At 70.4% G+C, this 15,542-nt stretch carries 14 protein-coding genes; 8 read left to right on the top strand and 6 right to left on the bottom strand.

Annotation, left to right across the window (positions count from 1 at the left end):
* Positions 1–107 precede the first annotated feature (107 nt).
* The 7 genes from pflA to ABZ693_RS12595 all read left to right on the top strand — a co-directional run bounded on the left by pflA (position 108) and on the right by ABZ693_RS12595 (position 6,345).
* Positions 108–920 carry a pyruvate formate-lyase-activating protein gene (pflA, locus tag ABZ693_RS12625; RefSeq protein ID WP_359875854.1) on the top strand — a complete coding sequence of 271 codons (813 nt, stop codon included), beginning with the start codon at positions 108–110 and terminating at the stop codon, positions 918–920.
* Between the two features lie 68 nt (positions 921–988).
* Entirely contained in the window at positions 989–2,131 is a 1,143-nt protein-coding gene (locus tag ABZ693_RS12620) for an MFS transporter (protein ID WP_359875853.1), read from the top strand.
* A complete protein-coding gene (locus ABZ693_RS12615; protein ID WP_359875852.1) occupies positions 2,128–4,425 on the top strand; it encodes a molybdopterin oxidoreductase family protein in 2,298 nt (765 codons plus the stop codon). Before ABZ693_RS12620 ends, ABZ693_RS12615 begins: the two co-directional genes overlap by 4 nt.
* A gap of 8 nt (positions 4,426–4,433) precedes the next feature.
* On the top strand, positions 4,434–5,033 hold the full coding sequence (locus tag ABZ693_RS12610) for a 4Fe-4S dicluster domain-containing protein (protein ID WP_359875851.1): 600 nt from the start codon (positions 4,434–4,436) through the stop codon (positions 5,031–5,033).
* Positions 5,030–5,668 carry a QcrA and Rieske domain-containing protein gene (locus tag ABZ693_RS12605; protein ID WP_359875850.1) on the top strand — a complete coding sequence of 213 codons (639 nt, stop codon included), beginning with the start codon at positions 5,030–5,032 and terminating at the stop codon, positions 5,666–5,668. The genes ABZ693_RS12610 and ABZ693_RS12605 overlap by 4 nt, the downstream gene beginning before the upstream one ends.
* A complete protein-coding gene (locus tag ABZ693_RS12600) occupies positions 5,665–6,072 on the top strand; it encodes a hypothetical protein (RefSeq protein WP_359875849.1) in 408 nt (135 codons plus the stop codon). The genes ABZ693_RS12605 and ABZ693_RS12600 overlap by 4 nt, the downstream gene beginning before the upstream one ends.
* A 57-nt stretch (positions 6,073–6,129) precedes the next feature.
* Entirely contained in the window at positions 6,130–6,345 is a 216-nt protein-coding gene (locus ABZ693_RS12595) for a hypothetical protein (protein WP_359875848.1), read from the top strand.
* Between the two features lie 19 nt (positions 6,346–6,364).
* Here ABZ693_RS12595 and mscL read toward each other — a convergent pair whose 3' ends face one another.
* The 5 genes from mscL to ABZ693_RS12565 all read right to left on the bottom strand — a co-directional run bounded on the left by mscL (position 6,365) and on the right by ABZ693_RS12565 (position 11,614).
* Positions 6,365–6,889, bottom strand: a complete 525-nt coding sequence (gene mscL / locus ABZ693_RS12590) for a large conductance mechanosensitive channel protein MscL (RefSeq protein WP_359875847.1) — start codon at positions 6,887–6,889, stop codon at positions 6,365–6,367.
* Between the two features lie 114 nt (positions 6,890–7,003).
* Positions 7,004–7,540 carry a CpaB family protein gene (locus tag ABZ693_RS12585; RefSeq protein ID WP_359875846.1) on the bottom strand — a complete coding sequence of 179 codons (537 nt, stop codon included), beginning with the start codon at positions 7,538–7,540 and terminating at the stop codon, positions 7,004–7,006.
* Between the two features lie 565 nt (positions 7,541–8,105).
* Complete coding sequence (locus ABZ693_RS12575) at positions 8,106–8,417, bottom strand: FmdB family zinc ribbon protein (RefSeq protein ID WP_359875845.1); 312 nt, start codon at positions 8,415–8,417, stop codon at positions 8,106–8,108.
* A 68-nt stretch (positions 8,418–8,485) separates the two neighbouring features.
* Positions 8,486–9,790 carry an MFS transporter gene (locus ABZ693_RS12570; RefSeq protein ID WP_359875844.1) on the bottom strand — a complete coding sequence of 435 codons (1,305 nt, stop codon included), beginning with the start codon at positions 9,788–9,790 and terminating at the stop codon, positions 8,486–8,488.
* 267 nt (positions 9,791–10,057) lie between these two features.
* Positions 10,058–11,614, bottom strand: coding sequence for a potassium/proton antiporter (locus ABZ693_RS12565; RefSeq protein WP_359875901.1), 1,557 nt, complete (start codon positions 11,612–11,614; stop codon positions 10,058–10,060).
* 260 nt (positions 11,615–11,874) lie between these two features.
* Here ABZ693_RS12565 and ABZ693_RS12560 point away from each other — a divergent pair, with 260 nt between their 5' ends.
* A complete protein-coding gene (locus ABZ693_RS12560; protein WP_359875843.1) occupies positions 11,875–14,730 on the top strand; it encodes a penicillin acylase family protein in 2,856 nt (951 codons plus the stop codon).
* An 87-nt stretch (positions 14,731–14,817) separates the two neighbouring features.
* Here ABZ693_RS12560 and ABZ693_RS12555 read toward each other — a convergent pair whose 3' ends face one another.
* A complete protein-coding gene (locus ABZ693_RS12555) occupies positions 14,818–15,480 on the bottom strand; it encodes a 5-formyltetrahydrofolate cyclo-ligase (RefSeq protein ID WP_359875842.1) in 663 nt (220 codons plus the stop codon).
* Between the last annotated feature and the right edge of the window lie 62 nt (positions 15,481–15,542).

The following is a 15,542-nucleotide window of genomic DNA, read 5'->3' as shown; positions in this document are numbered from 1 at the left end:
CTCCGGGGCCCGTATCCCTCACCCTCACCCGGGCCCCGGAGCCGCGCGCACCTCCCCCTCATGTCTCCGCACGTCTCTTCGCTCCTCTTTGGACAGGAGGCCCTGCCATGGCCGCCGCACTCACCGGCTCGGACCTGCCGCCCCTACCCGCCCCTCCGGCCACCCCGGCCGCCGCGGCGACCCACCGGACCTCCTCGGGATTCCTGCACTCCTGGGACCTGTCCACCGGCGTCGACGGCCCTGGTACCCGCTTCGTCGCCTTCCTCTCCGGCTGTCCGCTGACCTGCCTGTACTGCCACAACCCCGACACCTGGCGGATGCGCGACGGCACCCGCACCTCCGCCGACGACGTGATCGCCGAAGCGGGCAAGTACACCCGCTTCATCGCGGTCTCCGGTGGCGGGGCCACCGTCTCGGGCGGCGAACCCCTGCTCCAGCCCGTCTTCACCGGCGAACTGCTGCACCGCATGAAGCACGAACTCGGACTGCACACCGCCCTCGACACCTCGGGCTTCCTCGGCGCCCGCGCCACCGACGCCCTGCTGCGCGACACCGACCTGGTGCTTCTCGACATCAAGTCCTGGGACCCGGACACGTACAAGAAGGTCACCGGCCGGCCGGTCCAGCCGACCCTGGACTTCGCCCGCCGTCTCGCCGGCCTCGGCAAGGAGGTGCACGTCCGCTTCGTCCTCGTCCCCGGACTGACCGACGCCCCCGCCAACATCGAGGGAGTCGCCGCCTTCGCGGGCGGCCTCGGCAATGTCTCCCGTGTGGACATTCTCCCCTTTCACAAGCTCGGTGAGGCGAAATGGCGGGCACTCGCCAAGCCGTTCCCCCTCCGTCACCTCCCGACGCCGACCCCCGGCCAGCTGAATGCCGCACGGGCGGTCTTCCAGGCCCACGGGCTGTACGCCGTCTGAGCTCCCGCGCTCACCCAACTGAATCGCAAATCGGGCGAAAGGGTGATCTGCCGCCCTAAGGTGGCCGCGTGATCGAGCCCCAGCAGGCCTCCGCAGAGCCCCCGCCCGCCCCGGCCGCATCCCCGCCGATCCCGGGGGACCGGCCACCGCAGACCCCCGCGCAGGTGCGCCGCCGGGCCACCCTCGCCGGGGTCGCCGTCTCCGTCCTGCTGATCCTCGCGATCGTCTTCGGCAGCCGGCTGCTCCGCGACTTCGACTCCGCCCTCCTCCCATACGCGGTGGCGACCGTCTTCCTCGCCTTCGGCGTCGCCTACCGCTACACCGTCTGGGTCTCCGCCCCCGGCGCCAGGCGCCTGTTCACCCAGGGCTGGCGCGCCTTCTTCTCCCCCCGGAACTTCCGCAAGGCACCCACCGCCCTGCCCCGGATGATCGCCACCTACCTCGGCTTCCAGAAGTTCCTCGGCGCCCGCTCCCACGGCCGCTGGGCCGCCCACCAACTGATCTTCTGGGGCTGCGTCCTGGCCGCCCTGATCACCTTCCCGCTGACCTGGGGCTGGTTCACCTTCACCTCGTCCACCGGCTCGGGCCCCGGCTACGAGATGCGTATCTGGAGCTTCAAGATCATCGGCTTCGACTCGCTGAACGTCGTCGGCTGGCTCATGTTCCACGGCCTGGACATCGCCGCCGTCCTCGTCATTCCCGGCGCCTGCTACTTCCTGTGGCGCCGTATGAAGGACCGCGGCGCCATCACCGGCCAGCGCTTCGGGTACGACCTGGTCCCGCTGATCGCCCTCATCGTCATCTCCGTCACCGGTCTGCTGCTCACCTTCTCCTCGATCTTCCTGCACGGTGGCGGCTACCAGTTCCTGGCGATCCTGCACATGGTGGCGGTGGTCTTCACCCTCATCTACATCCCCTTCGGGAAGTTCTTCCACATCGTCCAGCGGCCCGCCGCCGTCGGCATGCAGCTGTTCAAGTACACCGCCCGCCGCAAGGACGGCACGCTCGCCGCCGACGGCTCCGGCGCGGGCCTGCTCGCCTGCCGCCGCTGCGGACAGCCCATCGACACCACCTCCTACGTCGAGAACCTCCAGGGCACCATGCGCGACCTGAGGCTCGACTTCGACACCTGGGCCGAGTACTGCCCCCGCTGCAAGCGCGTCCTGCGGGGCAACGCCTACCTCGCGCACGTCAAGAAGGGCTACAAGTGACCTCCCCAGTGCCCCTTGACCCGTCCGTCGCCCCGCCCGGCACCCGTGAATTCCGCGACGCCGGCGGGATCCCCGCGGACCGCTGGCACGCCGACCAGAACGGCGAGACCCTCGTCCCCACCCACTGCTGCTTCTGCGGCGTGCAGTGCGGCATGTATCTCCGGGTCGACCGCGGCGGCAAGGTCTTCGGCGTCGAACCGCGCAACCACGACATCAACCGGATGCGCCTCTGCCCCAAGGGCATCAACGCCTACCAGCAGGTCAACCACCCCGACCGGCTCACCGCCCCACTGATGCGGCACAACCGCGACCAGCCCTTCCGCGAAGTCGGCTGGGACGAGGCCCTCGACTTCACCGTCGCCGAGATCCGCCGCATCCAGACCGAGTACGGCAAGGACGCCTTCGGCCTGCTCGGCGGCGCCAGCCTCTACACCGAGAAGACCTACCTCGTCGGCAAGTTCGCCCGGGTCGCCCTCAAGACCCGGCACGTCGACTACAACGGCCGGCTCTGCATGGTCTCCGCCGCCGGCGCCAACAAGCTCGCCTTCGGCATCGACCGGGCCGGCAACCCGTTCTCCGACATGCTCCTCACCGACTGCCTGCTCATCGCCGGCTCCAACGTCGGCGAGTGCTTCCCCGTGATGACCCAGTACGTGTGGGGAGCCCGGGACCGCGGCGCCACCCTGATCATCGTCGACCCGCGCGAGACGGCCGTCGCCCGCACCGCCGACATCCACGTCGCCCTCAAACCCGGCACCGACTCCGCGTTCTTCAACTCCGTCCTCCACGTCGTGGTCGCCGAGGGCCTCACCGACGAGGCATACCTGGCCGCCCACGCCACCGGCTGGGACGAGGTGAAGCGGACCGTCGCCGGCTATCCGCCCGCCCGCGCCGCCGAGATCTGCGGCATCCCCGAAGAACAGATCGTGCGGGTCGCCCGGGTGTTCGCGGGTGCCGGCAAGGCCATGGCCTGGCACGCCCGCGGCGTCGAACACCACTCCCAGGGCGTCGAGAACTGCCTGTCGATCATCAACCTGTGCGTCGCCACCGGACACATCGGCCGCCCCGGCGCCGGCTACGGCACCCTCACCGGCCAGGGCAACGGCCAAGGAGGCCGCGAACACGGCCAGAAGTCCGACCTGCTGCCCGGCGGCCGCTCCATGACCAACCCCGAACACCGCCGTCAGATCTGCGAGATCTGGGGCATCGACGAGTCCGAACTCCCGCCCGCCGGCACCTCCATGATGGAAATGGTCTGGCAGATGCAGCGCCACGAGATCCGCGGCCTCATCGGCATCTGCAACAACCCCTTTGTCTCCCTTCCCCATTACGCCACCGTGAAGGACGGCTACGACACCCTCGAATTCCACGCTCAATTCGACTTCTTCCTTTCCGAGACCGCCGCCAACGCGCATGTCGTCTTTCCCGTCACCGTCTGGGCCGAGGACGACGGCGTCATGGCCAACGCCGAGGCCCGGGTCGTCAAGCACAACAAGGCCCAGGAACCGCCCGCCGGAGTCCGCACCGACACCTGGGTCATGTGCGAACTGGCCCGCCGGCTCGGCGCCGGCGACAAGTTCGACTTCCCCGACTCGCGCTCCGTCTTCGAGGAACTGCGCGTCGCGTCGGCCGGCACGGTCAACGACTACTCCGGCATCACCTACGAACGGCTGGAGGAGACCGGCGGCATCGTCTGGCCGTGCCCCTCCGTCGACCACCCCGGCACCCCCCGTCTCTTCGAGGACGGCCGGTCCTACCACCCCGACGGCAAGATCCATATGCAGGTCGTCGAATGGCACCCGCCCATGGACCCGTACAGCGAGGAATTCCCCTTCTCACTCACCACCGGACGCACCGTCGCCCACTACCTCTCCGGCAACCAGACCCGCCGCCTGGGCGCCCTCGTCGAACAGACCCCCCGCCCCTGGGTCGAGGTCCACCCCGCCCACGGGTTCCGCAACGGCGACCCGGTCCGCGTCGTCACCCGCCGTGGCAGCGAGGTCTTCCCCGCTCTGGTCACCGACGCGATCCGCCCTGACACCGTCTTCATCCCGTACCACTGGCCTGTGCCGACTGCAGCCAACGCGCTGACCATCGATGCCCTCGACCCCCGTTCCAAGATCCCCGAGTACAAGGTCTGCGCCGCCCGCATCGAGGCCGCCGAGAAGGTCGACGACGTTCCCGCGCCACCCACCGGCCCCGGCCGGCTCGCCTATCCGGAGGCCCAGGTGTCCCGCGTCGACCCCCTTCCGCCTACGTCCCCCCAGGGCCGTGGCACCTCGGAAAGGAGCTGACGCCGCACATGATGGGACGCACGATCTTCATCGACCCGGGCCGCTGCATCGGCTGCCAGGCCTGCGTCTCCGCCTGCCGCGAATGCGACTCCCACCGCGGCAAGTCGATGATCCACCTCGACTACACCGACGAGGGGCACTCGGTCGCCTCCCTTCCCACTGTCTGCATGCACTGCGAGGACCCGGTCGCCCCCTGCGCCGAGGTCTGCCCCGCCGACGCGATCCTGGTGACCGCCGACGGCGTGGTGCAGCAGGCCGACACCACCCGTTGCATCGGCTGCGCCAACTGTGTCAACGCCTGCCCCTTCGGAGTCCCGAAGATCGACCTCCAGGCGAAGCTCCAGATGAAGTGCAACCTCTGTTACGACCGCACCGCCTACGGTCTCGCCCCCATGTGCGCCACCGTCTGCCCCACCGGCGCCCTCTTCTACGGAACCCTCGACGAACTCCGCGCCGAACGCCCCGGCGTGCAGGTCGCGGACTCCTTCACCTTCGGAGCCACCACCATCGCCACCGGAGTCGCGATGGTCGTCCCGGCCGACAAGGTCCAGTGGCCCGTGCCCGGCGGCCTGCCCATCGTCGAAGTCAACGGAGTGGATGTCCGATGAGTCTCACCGAACAGCCACCCGCCGACTCCGGCCCGGACCCGGACCGGACCGACGCGGCCCACCAGGCGCTCCGCGACCGGATCGCCGCCGACTCCCTCTCCACCCGCCGCGACTACCTGCGGATCGTCGCCACCGTCTCCGGCGGCCTGGCCGTCGGAGGGATCGGGGTGGCCTCCGGCATCCTGCACCGGCACGGCGACAGCGCCACTCCTCCCGAACCGAAGAAGGTCGCCGACCGTCTCCAGCCCGGTGAATCCCTCGCCTTCCGCTACCCCGGTGACGAGGACCGGGCCATCGCCGTCCGGATGACCGACGGCACCCTGCGGGGCTACTCGGCCGTCTGTACCCACCTGGCCTGCGCAGTCCTGTGGCGCAAGGAACGAGGCAGCGAGGGCGAGCTGTACTGCCCCTGCCACGAGGGCATCTTCGACCCCCGCACGGGAGGGGTCGCCCAGGGCCCGCCCCCGCGGCCCCTGCCGAAGGTCGTGCTGATCGAGCGGATCGACGGCAGCGTGTGGGCCATCGGCACCGCCCGCTCGGGCGAGAGCGCCGAGGAAGGGCTGTGCCGCGAGCAGGACAACGCCTTCCGCTTCTGCCCCGGCGGCACCGGCGCCGAGAGGAGCGAGCGGACGTGACCGACACCCCGTTCCCCAGGGACCCGGGCGCCCCCGACCCGCCACGCGACACCGAACCGCGGCCCGCCTACACCCCCGGCAGTGCCGAGCCCCGGCTGAACCGACCGGTCCACGAGCGCTACCCCCAGATCCGCCCCACCAGCGGCTACGGGGACCCGCGGATCCGGCACACCGGTCCCGGACCCGGTGCCGGCTCCGAGCAGGAACCCGAGCGGTCCTCGAAGCTCTCCGCCCGCCTGGTCCTCGCCCTCACCGTGGTCGTCGGCCAGTTGTGGGGCCTGACGATCGTCGTCGAGGAATGGATGACCGGGAACACCGGTACCGCCTGGTGGGGGGCCGGCTTCCTCGTCCTGTCGTTCCTCGTGGTCCTCGGCCTGTGGTTGCTCGACCCGAAGGACCGGTGAGCGCGCGCCCGCGGATCGGGCCCGGTCGGGGCGGGTGGCCGGGCGTACCCTGAGAACATGAGCACCGCCCCCGCCCACGGTCCGCGAGCAGAGAATCGGACCGGCTCCGTACCCGCGTCACGGCCGAGGCCGAAACTGATCTTCGACGATCCGCTGGACCAGCAGTCCGCGGACGACACGGACCGCGGTTGGGGCGAGCGGCCTCCGGCCGGCGACGACAGCGCCGCCGACCTCGCGCGCTTCCTCGACGAGAAGCCGCCGCACCACCTCTGACACCGGCGCGAGCCGCCGGTCAGGAGGTGGGGTGCGTCCCCGTCCCTCCGCCGGCACCGCCGTCCGAGCCGGTCCCGGTCCCCGTGATCGGACCGCGCTGCGCGACCAGGTGGTCGCGGATCTCCTTGAGTACCTCCAGCTCGCTGACCTCCAGGGTCTCCTGGACGCCTTCCTTCAGCTTGTCGTGCGCGGCACGCTTGGCGAGGATCCTGGCCATCGGCAGGACCATCAGGAAGTACACGACGGCCGCCGTGATCAGGAAGCTGAGGACGGCGCTGAGGACCAGACCCCACATGATCGGGATGCCGCTGACCGCGTTCCCTGCCTGGTCCACGACGCACGGGCCCTTGAGGCAGGACCGGTAGCTCTCCAGATCCTTCGTGCCGAACGCGCCGACGAGTGGGTTGATGACCCCCTTGACCACCGAGTTCACGATGCTGGTGAACGCGGCACCGATCACGACGGCGACCGCCAGGTCGATCACGTTCCCGCGCATCAGGAAGGCCTTGAAGCCTCCCATCAAGCTCTGCTTCTTCTCGGCCACCGAAGTGCCTTTCGTCGCGTGTGCTGCCGTATGCGGAGCCATGAGGCCATGACCGGCGCAGAGGCGTCCAATCCGTACGCACGGGACGGTAAGGTGGCAGGCAGTCAGTGCGAATCAGCACAGTGTCACCGCCAGTGGGGAGGAGATGCCCGCCCCGGCGAGCGCGGCCGCCGTCTCCCGGGGAACGGAGAGGACGATCAACGCCCCGCCGTCCGCACGCGTCTCACCCGGGCGGGGCACTTCGGTCACTCGGGCGCCCGAGGCCACGACGCGGGCCTCGCCCCCGCCGCCCATCGAAGCCGCGGGCGCGGCGATCACGTCCACCCGGTCGCCCGGCCTCAGCAGCCGTACGGTCTCGGCGTCGGCGATCCGCACCGGAGCGGACACCAGTGGCACGGGGGCCGGCCGGTGCCGTTCCCGCACGGGCGGGGGCGGGGAGTGAGGGGCCAGGCCCTCGGCGCCGGTCGCGCCGGTGGCCGCGAGCGCGGCGGCGGTCATCGCCAGGACCGCGGCGGGGGCCCGCCGCTTGCGCCGCAGTGCCCGGCTCAGACGGAGGCGTGCGCCGCGCACCCGCAGCGGATCGAAGGGCGGCACCCCGCGGGGTGCGGGGACCGAGGTGCGGGTGTGAGGGAAGCAGGAGTCCGTGGTCATCGCGCAACCGCCTGTCGTGGACGAGCCGTTCACCGGACCGTCCGGCGAACCGAGCTCACCGTCCCGCATCCGTCGAGATCCCGCTCCAGCCTGTGGACAACTCGGCGATTGTGGATAACTACCTCACCCTGGCGAGCGATTGCCGCCGCGGGGCGCCATCGGTGACGCTGGAGCCAGTCCGGTTCCCGCGGGCCGGCCGGCATCTCGGCTCGCGTGATCAGGGCGGTTCGATGTCCGGATGCCATCCGTCATGGACCCGCGTGCACAGGCGGTCCCGGTCGAGGGTCGCGGGCCGTGCTCCCCACCGCGGAGGAGAGCACGTCGCGCAGCCGTTCTCCGTCCCCGCCGAGCACGCGGTACGTCGGTGTGCGAGACGCCGTCCCCCGTCTCCGCGCTCGCGTCCAGGTCCGACACCAGTGGGAGAGAGGTGCGCCAGAGTCACGATTGCCGGGCGAGAAAGGCCTCGGGGCGGCCGGTCACGCCGACCACCGGCCGGCCCGCGAGGCAAACGCCCGATGCCCCACCGCGCGGCGCGGCAGGGCATCGGATGGATCAGAAGCGGCGGTCAGGCCGCCGAGGTGCTCGACGAGGTCGTGGACTTCGAGTCCGAGGAGGACGAGGAAGACGTCGACGACGTGGACGAAGAGGTCGACGAAGGCGAAGAGGACTTCGACGAGGCCGACGTGCTGCTGGACGACGAGCCGCGGCTGTCGTTGCGGTAGAAGCCGGAACCCTTGAACACGATGCCGACCGCGGAGAACACCTTCTTCAGGCGTCCCTTGCAGTTCGGGCACTCGGTCAGAGCGTCATCCGTGAACTTCTGCACCGCCTCGAGGCCCTCGCCGCACTCGGTGCACTGGTACTGGTAGGTCGGCACTTGTCTTCCTCCTGGCACTCACACTCATCGAGTGCTAACGACGATCCATAGTGACGTATTCCGTCGGTTCAGTCCACCGACACAGGAACTCGGTGACCGATGCCACGTGCCGTGACCCGGCCCGAATCCCGGGGCTTCAGGTGCCCGCGGAGGGCGACCAGGGTGGCCAAGGCGAGCACGGTGCCCCCCAGCGGCACCAGGAAGCCGGTGCTGGCGCCGTGGGCGTCGGCCAGCTGTCCGGCGACCGTGACGGCTCCGGCCTGGCCCAGCGCCACGGCGCCGGTCAGCCAGGTGAAGGCCTCGGTGCGCGCGGAGGCCGGGACCAGGGTCTCGACGATCGTGTAGCCGGTGATCAGCGCCGGGGCGATGAAGAGGCCCACGACCAGACCGAGCGCCCCGAGCAGCGGGGCGGAGTGCACGGACCACAGAAGGGAGGCGGTGATGGCCAGACCGGTGTAGCCGAGGAGCAGCCGGCGGCGCGGGCCGATGTTCCAGGCGACGGCGCCCATGGCGACACCGGCGAGCATGTTGCCGGCCGCGAAGACGCCGTAGAGCACCCCGTTGATGCCCGGGTTGCCGATTTCCTCGGAGAAGGCGGTAAGGGAGACCTGCATTCCGCCGAAGACCGAGCCGATACCGAGGAAGGCGATGGCGAGAACTCGGACGCCGGGCACCGAGAGGGCCGAGCGGTGCGGCTCGGCGTCGGCCTGGCCGGCGGCCAGACCGTGCGGGGGCTGAGTGCCGCGCTGGGCGGCGAAGAACAGGCCGCCGATCAGGGTGAGCGAGGCCTCGGCGATCAGGCCGGCGGCCGGGTGGACGCCGGTGCACAGGGCGGTGGCGAGGACGGGGCCGATGACGAAGGTGAACTCGTCCGTCACCGACTCGAAGGCGGCGGCCGTCGGAAGCAGCGACAGGCCCTTCGCGGACTCCTCGCCCGGGGAGGTGCGCCCGAGGATGGCCGCCCACCGGGCCCGGACCATGGGTCCGACCTGCGGCACCGAGGCACCGGCGGGGACGGCCGCGAGGAACAGGGCCCACATCGGGGCGCCCGCGAGAGCGAGTGCGACGAGAAGGGAGACGGAAGCGGAGTGCACGAGCACGCCGGGCAGCAGGACGGCCCGCTGGCCGAAGCGGTCGGCGAGCTTGCCGCCCTGCGGGGCGAACAGCGCCATCGAGACACCGGTCACGGCGGCGACGGCACCGGCGCTGCCGTAGGAGCCGGTGGTGTGCTGGACGAGCAGCACGATGCCGATGGTCAGCATCGCGAACGGCTGCCGGGCGGCGAAGCCGGGGAGGAGGAAGGAGAGCGCGCCGGGAGTGCGCAGCAGCTGCCCGTAACCGGGCCGCTTCTCGGAGACGACCGTGGACGCCACGGTCCATGCCTTTCTGCCGCCTGGTAGCGGTCCGTGCACAGGGGCGCGGGGTCGCCGAGAGCTGTCCTCTTGCGCGGAACTGCGGTAGATACCGGGCTCCACGGTGGAGACGCCACGGCCGCCATACGGTCGCGCCAGCTCTGCGTCAGGCAGAGTTGGTTCGATCAAGTGTTCCTTCATGGTACAGCGGGAGAGGGCGCCCTCCCGTGGGGGAAAGCGCCCTCGCGACGTGGGGTGCCCGGGCTGTCGTCCGGGCGGCGTGCGGGCTCAGTCGGAGCCCTTCCGGAACGGGTTCCGGAAGGGGCCCTGCTGTTCCTTGATGACGAGGGCCGTGGAACCGCCGGAGCCGAGCCAGCCGGCGAGCTTGCCGCCCTGGTCGACCGCGCGCAGTCGGTTCTCGGTGGCGTCCCGGACCGGGTCGGTGGCGACGACGAGCAGTTCGTCGCCCCGGCGCAGCACGGTGGAGGCGGCGGGGACGAAGCTCTTCTCGTCGCGCACGACGAGGGTGACGGCGGCCCCGGCGGGCAGCCGGAGCTCGGAGACCTCGACGCCGTGTATCCGGGAGCCCTCCGGGATCGCCACGGACAGCAGGTGGCCGCGCAGCCGCTCCAGGGGCGCGGACTCGACACCCAGGTCGTCGGCCTCGGCCCGGTGGCCGATCTTGAGGGCCTTGGCCAGCCAGGGCAGGGTCGGGCCCTGGATCAGGGTGTAGACGACGACCAGCACGAAGACGATGTTGAAGATCCGCTCGCTGCCCGTGACCCCGGACACCATCGGGATGGTGGCGAGGATGATCGGGACCGCTCCGCGCAGGCCGGCCCAGGACATCAGGGCCTGTTCCTGCCAGGGGATGCGGAAGGGGAGGAGGCTGACGAAGACCTCCATGGGGCGCGCGACCATGGTGAGGACCAAGCCGATGATGATGGCCGGCCAGAAGTCGTTGAGCAGCTCGTGCGGGGCCACGAGCAGGCCGAGCAGGACGAACATGCCGATCTGGGCGATCCAGCCGAGTCCCTCGGCGAAGCCCCGGTTGGCGGGGGCGTGCGGCAGCTTGGCGTTGCCGAGCACCATCGAGGCCAGGTAGACGGCCAGGAAGCCGGAGCCGTGGGAGATCGCTCCGGCCGCGTACGCGGTGATGGCGATGGCCATGACGGCGATCGGGTAGAGGCCGGAGGCGGGCAGGGCGATGCGGCGCAGTCCGAAGGCGCCGACGATGCCGACGGCCAGGCCGACGGCGGCGCCGATGGCCAGTTCCAGGGCGATCTCGCCGACGAGGACGTACCACGAGTCCATCGGTCCGACGGTGGAGAAGGCGACGACCAGGATGACGACGGGGGCGTCGTTGAAGCCGGACTCGGCTTCGAGGACGCCGGTGACGCGGCTGGGCAGCGGCACCTTGCGCAGCACGGAGAAGACGGCGGCGGCGTCGGTGGAGGAGACGACGGCGCCGATGATGAGGGCCTGTCGCCAGTCCAGGCCGACGAGATAGTGAGCGGCCGTCGCCGTGATGCCCACGCTCACCGCGACGCCGACGGTCGACAGCATGACCGCCGCGGGCAACGCGGGTTTGATCTCCTTCCACTTGGTGCCCAGGCCGCCCTCGGCCAGGATCACCACCAGTGCGGCATAGCCGATCACCTGGGTCAGTTCGGCGTTGTCGAAGGCGACGTTGCCGATGCCGTCCTGTCCCATGGCGACCCCGATCCCGAGGTAGAGCAACAGGCTGGGCAGCCCGCTCCGGGACGAGATCCGCACCGCCGCCACAGCGATGAGCAGGACGAGCGAGCAGATGAGCAGGAGTTCATTGAGCTGGTGGACAGTCAGTGGCCGTTCCTTCCCCTCGGGCGCAGCCCGGTCCGCTGCCGGATCGTTCCTCCGACGCTGAACACAGGTACTTCGTTACCTTACCTAATCTTTAACGTGTTCTTGACGCCTTCTTGATGACTGATCGCACATCAGTACGGGTGGGTACGGTTCTCTTCCTGATACCGCGTCCGGGGCCTCCGGGCGCTGCGCCTAAGGTTGCTCCCGTACTCCAGGACCACCCTGTACTCCAGGACCACCCTGCCCCTCGAAGGACAGCGATGCCCTCCAACACGACCGCGCCCCCTGCCAAGAAGAAGGGGCGGCGCGCCCGTCTGATCGTCCTCGCCCTGGTTCTCGCGCTGGTCGCGGGCGTCGGATACGGCGCGTACTGGGGCGTCGACACCGTCCGGGGCTCGTACCCGCAGACCACCGGCACCCTCAAGCTCGACAAGCTCTCCGCGCCCGTCGAGGTCAAGCGCGACTCCTACGGGGTCCCGCAGATCTACGCCGACAACGAGGCCGACCTCTTCCGCGCCCAGGGCTACGTCCAGGCGCAGGACCGCTTCTACGAGATGGACGTCCGCCGCCACACGACGGCCGGCCGCCTCTCCGAGATGTTCGGCAAGAGCCAGGTCGACACCGACGCCTTCCTCCGCACCCTCGGCTGGCGCCGGGTCGCGCAGGAGGAATACGACAAGGTTCTGTCCGCGGACACCAAGAAGAACCTGCAGGCCTATTCCGAGGGCGTCAACGCGTACCTCAAGGACCGTGCCCCGTCCGACATCTCCGTCGAGTACGCGGCGCTCGCCCTCACCAACGACTACACCATCGAGCCCTGGACCCCGGTCGACTCGGTGGCCTGGCTCAAGGCCATGGCCTGGGACCTGCGCGGCAACATGCAGGACGAGATCGACCGTTCCCTGATGGCCACGCGCCTCAAGCCGGACGAGATCGCGGAGCTCTACCCGGACTACCCGTACGGGACGCACCAGCCGATCGTCGGCAAGGGCGCCGTCGACAAGATCACCGGCAAGTTCGACCCCGAGGCCGAGTCGACGACGCAGGACACCGGCACCGGTACGGGCACCGGCACCGGAACCGGTACGGGCACGGTCGGCACGGGCACCGGGACCGTCGGAACGGGCACGGGCACGGGCACCGGCACCGTCGGCACCGGCACCGGCACCGGCACCGGCACCGGCACGGGCACCGGCACCGGCGCCCAGGGCATCCAGTCCCAGCTCTCCGGTCTCTCTGACGTCCTCGACGCGGTCCCGGCCCTGCTCGGCCCCAACGGCAACGGCATCGGCTCGAACTCCTGGGTCGTCTCCGGTCGGTACACGACCTCCGGCAAGCCGCTGCTCGCCAACGACCCGCACCTCGCCCCGATGCTGCCGTCCCTCTGGTACCAGATGGGCCTGCACTGCCGTACCGTCTCGGCCACCTGCCGTTACGACGTCGCCGGCTACACCTTCTCCGGCATGCCCGGCGTCATAATCGGCCACAACAACTCGATCGCCTGGGGCTTCACCAACCTCGGCGCCGATGTCACCGATCTCTACCTGGAGAAGGTCGGCACCGACGGGTACGTGGTCGACGGCAAGACCAAGCCGTTCCGGACCCGCGAGGAGACCATCAAGGTCGCCGGCGGCTCCGACCGCACCATCACCGTCCGCTCCACCGAGCACGGCCCGCTCGTCTCCGACCGTTCCTCCGAGCTGGAGAAGGTCGGCCGGTCCGCCCCGGTGGGCAACGCCGCCCCCGACCGCGGCACCGGTTACGGCGTCTCGCTGCGCTGGACCGCGCTGCAGCCCGGCAAGTCGATGGACGCCGTCTTCGAACTCGACCGCGCCAAGGACTTCACGTCGTTCCGGGCCGCGGCCAAGGACTTCGAGGTCCCGTCCCAGAACCTGATCTACGCCGACACCGAGGGCCACATCGGTTACCAGTCGCCCGGCAAGATCCCGGTCCGCAGCGACGCCAAGGGTTATGACGGCACCCTGCCCGCGCACGGCTGGGACTCCTCGTACGACTGGAAGGGCTACATCCCCTTCGACGAGCTGCCCTACGAGTACAACCCGAAGCGCGGTTACATCGTCACCGCCAACCAGGCCGTCATAGACGAGAAGAAGTACCCCTACCTCCTCACCCGGGACTGGGGCTTCGGCTCGCGCAGCCAGCGGATCAACGACCTCATCGAGTCGAAGATCAAGGACGGCGGCAAGATCTCGCCGGACGACATGGTGTCCATGCAGATGGACAACCGCAGCGAGATCGCGACCCTGCTCAACCCGCTCCTGCTGAAGGTCGACATCGCCGACCCGCAGGTCCGTGAGGCCCAGAAGCTCCTTGAGGGCTGGGACTACACCCAGGAGCCGGACTCGGCGCCCGCGGCGTACTTCAACGCGGTGTGGCGCAACGTCCTCAAGCTCTCCTTCGGCAACAAGCTACCCAAGGAGATGCGCGTCGACGGCGAGTGCATCAACGTCCGTGTCGCCGACGAGACCGGCCCGGTCGACGAGCAGAACAAGCTGGTCCGCGAGTGCGGCCAGCGCGACCCCGACTCCGCGCAGCCGGACGGTGGCGACCGTTGGTACCAGGTGGTCCGCCCGCTGCTCAAGGAGGAGAAGAGCCCCTGGTGGAAGACGCCGGGCGACCGGCTCAACGCCCCCACCGAGACCCGTGACCAGCTGCTCGCCCAGGCCATGAAGGACGCCCGCTGGGAGCTGACCGCCAAGCTCGGCAAGGACGTTTCCACCTGGAGCTGGGGCCGGCTGCACCAGCTGACCCTGAAGAACCAGACCCTCGGCACCGCCGGTCCCGGCCTCGTCCAGGCGCTGCTCAACCGCGGCCCGTGGAACCTGGGCGGCGGCGAGGCGGCGGTCGACGCGACCGGCTGGAACGCGGCCGGCGGCTACGACGTCATCTGGGTCCCGTCGATGCGGATGGTCGTCAACGTCGGCGACTGGGACAAGTCCCGCTGGATCAACCTCAGTGGTGCCTCCGGTCACGCCTTCAACACCCACTACACCGACCAGACGGACAAGTGGGCCAAGGGCGAGATGCTCGACTGGGTGTACGGACAGGGGGCGGTCGAGGCCGCCACCCAGGACACGCTGAAGCTGGAGCCGTAAGGGGCCTCAGCCTCACGGCCCCGGCCCCTGGGGCTCCCGCCTTCAGGGCTCCGACTCCCAGGGCTCCAGCCCTCACGGCTCCAGGCCCTACGGCCTGAAACGCCGGACCCCCTCTGGGGTCACCACCGCGTGCACGGGGTGGTCGTGCGGTTCCTCCGGGACCCGCGCGACCACCTCGTTCGCGTACAGGAGCACGACCAGGGCCGGATCCGTCCCGGCCCGTACGAGCCGGGCGAGGACCCGGTCGTACGAACCGCCGCCCCGCCCCAGCCGCATGCCGCGCGCGTCGACCGCGAGCCCCGGCAGCAGTACCGCGCCGGCCTCGCGCACCACCTCCGGGCCGAGCCGCTCGCCGACCGGTTCGAGCAGCCCGCGGCCCGCCTTCGCGAGGCGGTCGGACCCCTCGTACACGGCCCAGTCGAGGTCGTTGTCCGGCAGCAGGACCGGCAGCAGGACCCGTACGCCCCGCGCGCGCAGCGCGTCGAGGAGCGCGCGCGTGCCCGGTTCGCGCCCCACGGAGACGTACGCGGCGACCGTGCCGGCCTCCGCGAGTTCGGGCAGTTCCAGGGCGCGTTCGGCCAGGGCCGCGGCATGGCGGTCGCGGTCGTCGGCGCTCAGCCCGGCGCGGGCGTCGAGCAGGGCGCGGCGCAGCGACGCCTTGCCGGCCGACGGGTCGAGTGGGTCGAGTGGGTCGAGTGGTCCGGCAGGGGATCCGGTGGAGGGGTCGACACTGCTCACTACGGCTCGCATTCCTCTGATTCCTCAGATTTCCCGGGTACTTCCGAAAGCGGACGGTAGTGGTACGAGCGTCG

This window comes from Streptomyces laurentii, from assembly GCF_040635425.1.
Taxonomy (GTDB): Bacteria; Actinomycetota; Actinomycetes; order Streptomycetales; family Streptomycetaceae; genus Streptomyces; species Streptomyces laurentii.
The sequence above is the reverse complement of the archived record's forward strand: the minus strand, read 5'-3'. Positions and strand labels throughout refer to the sequence as shown.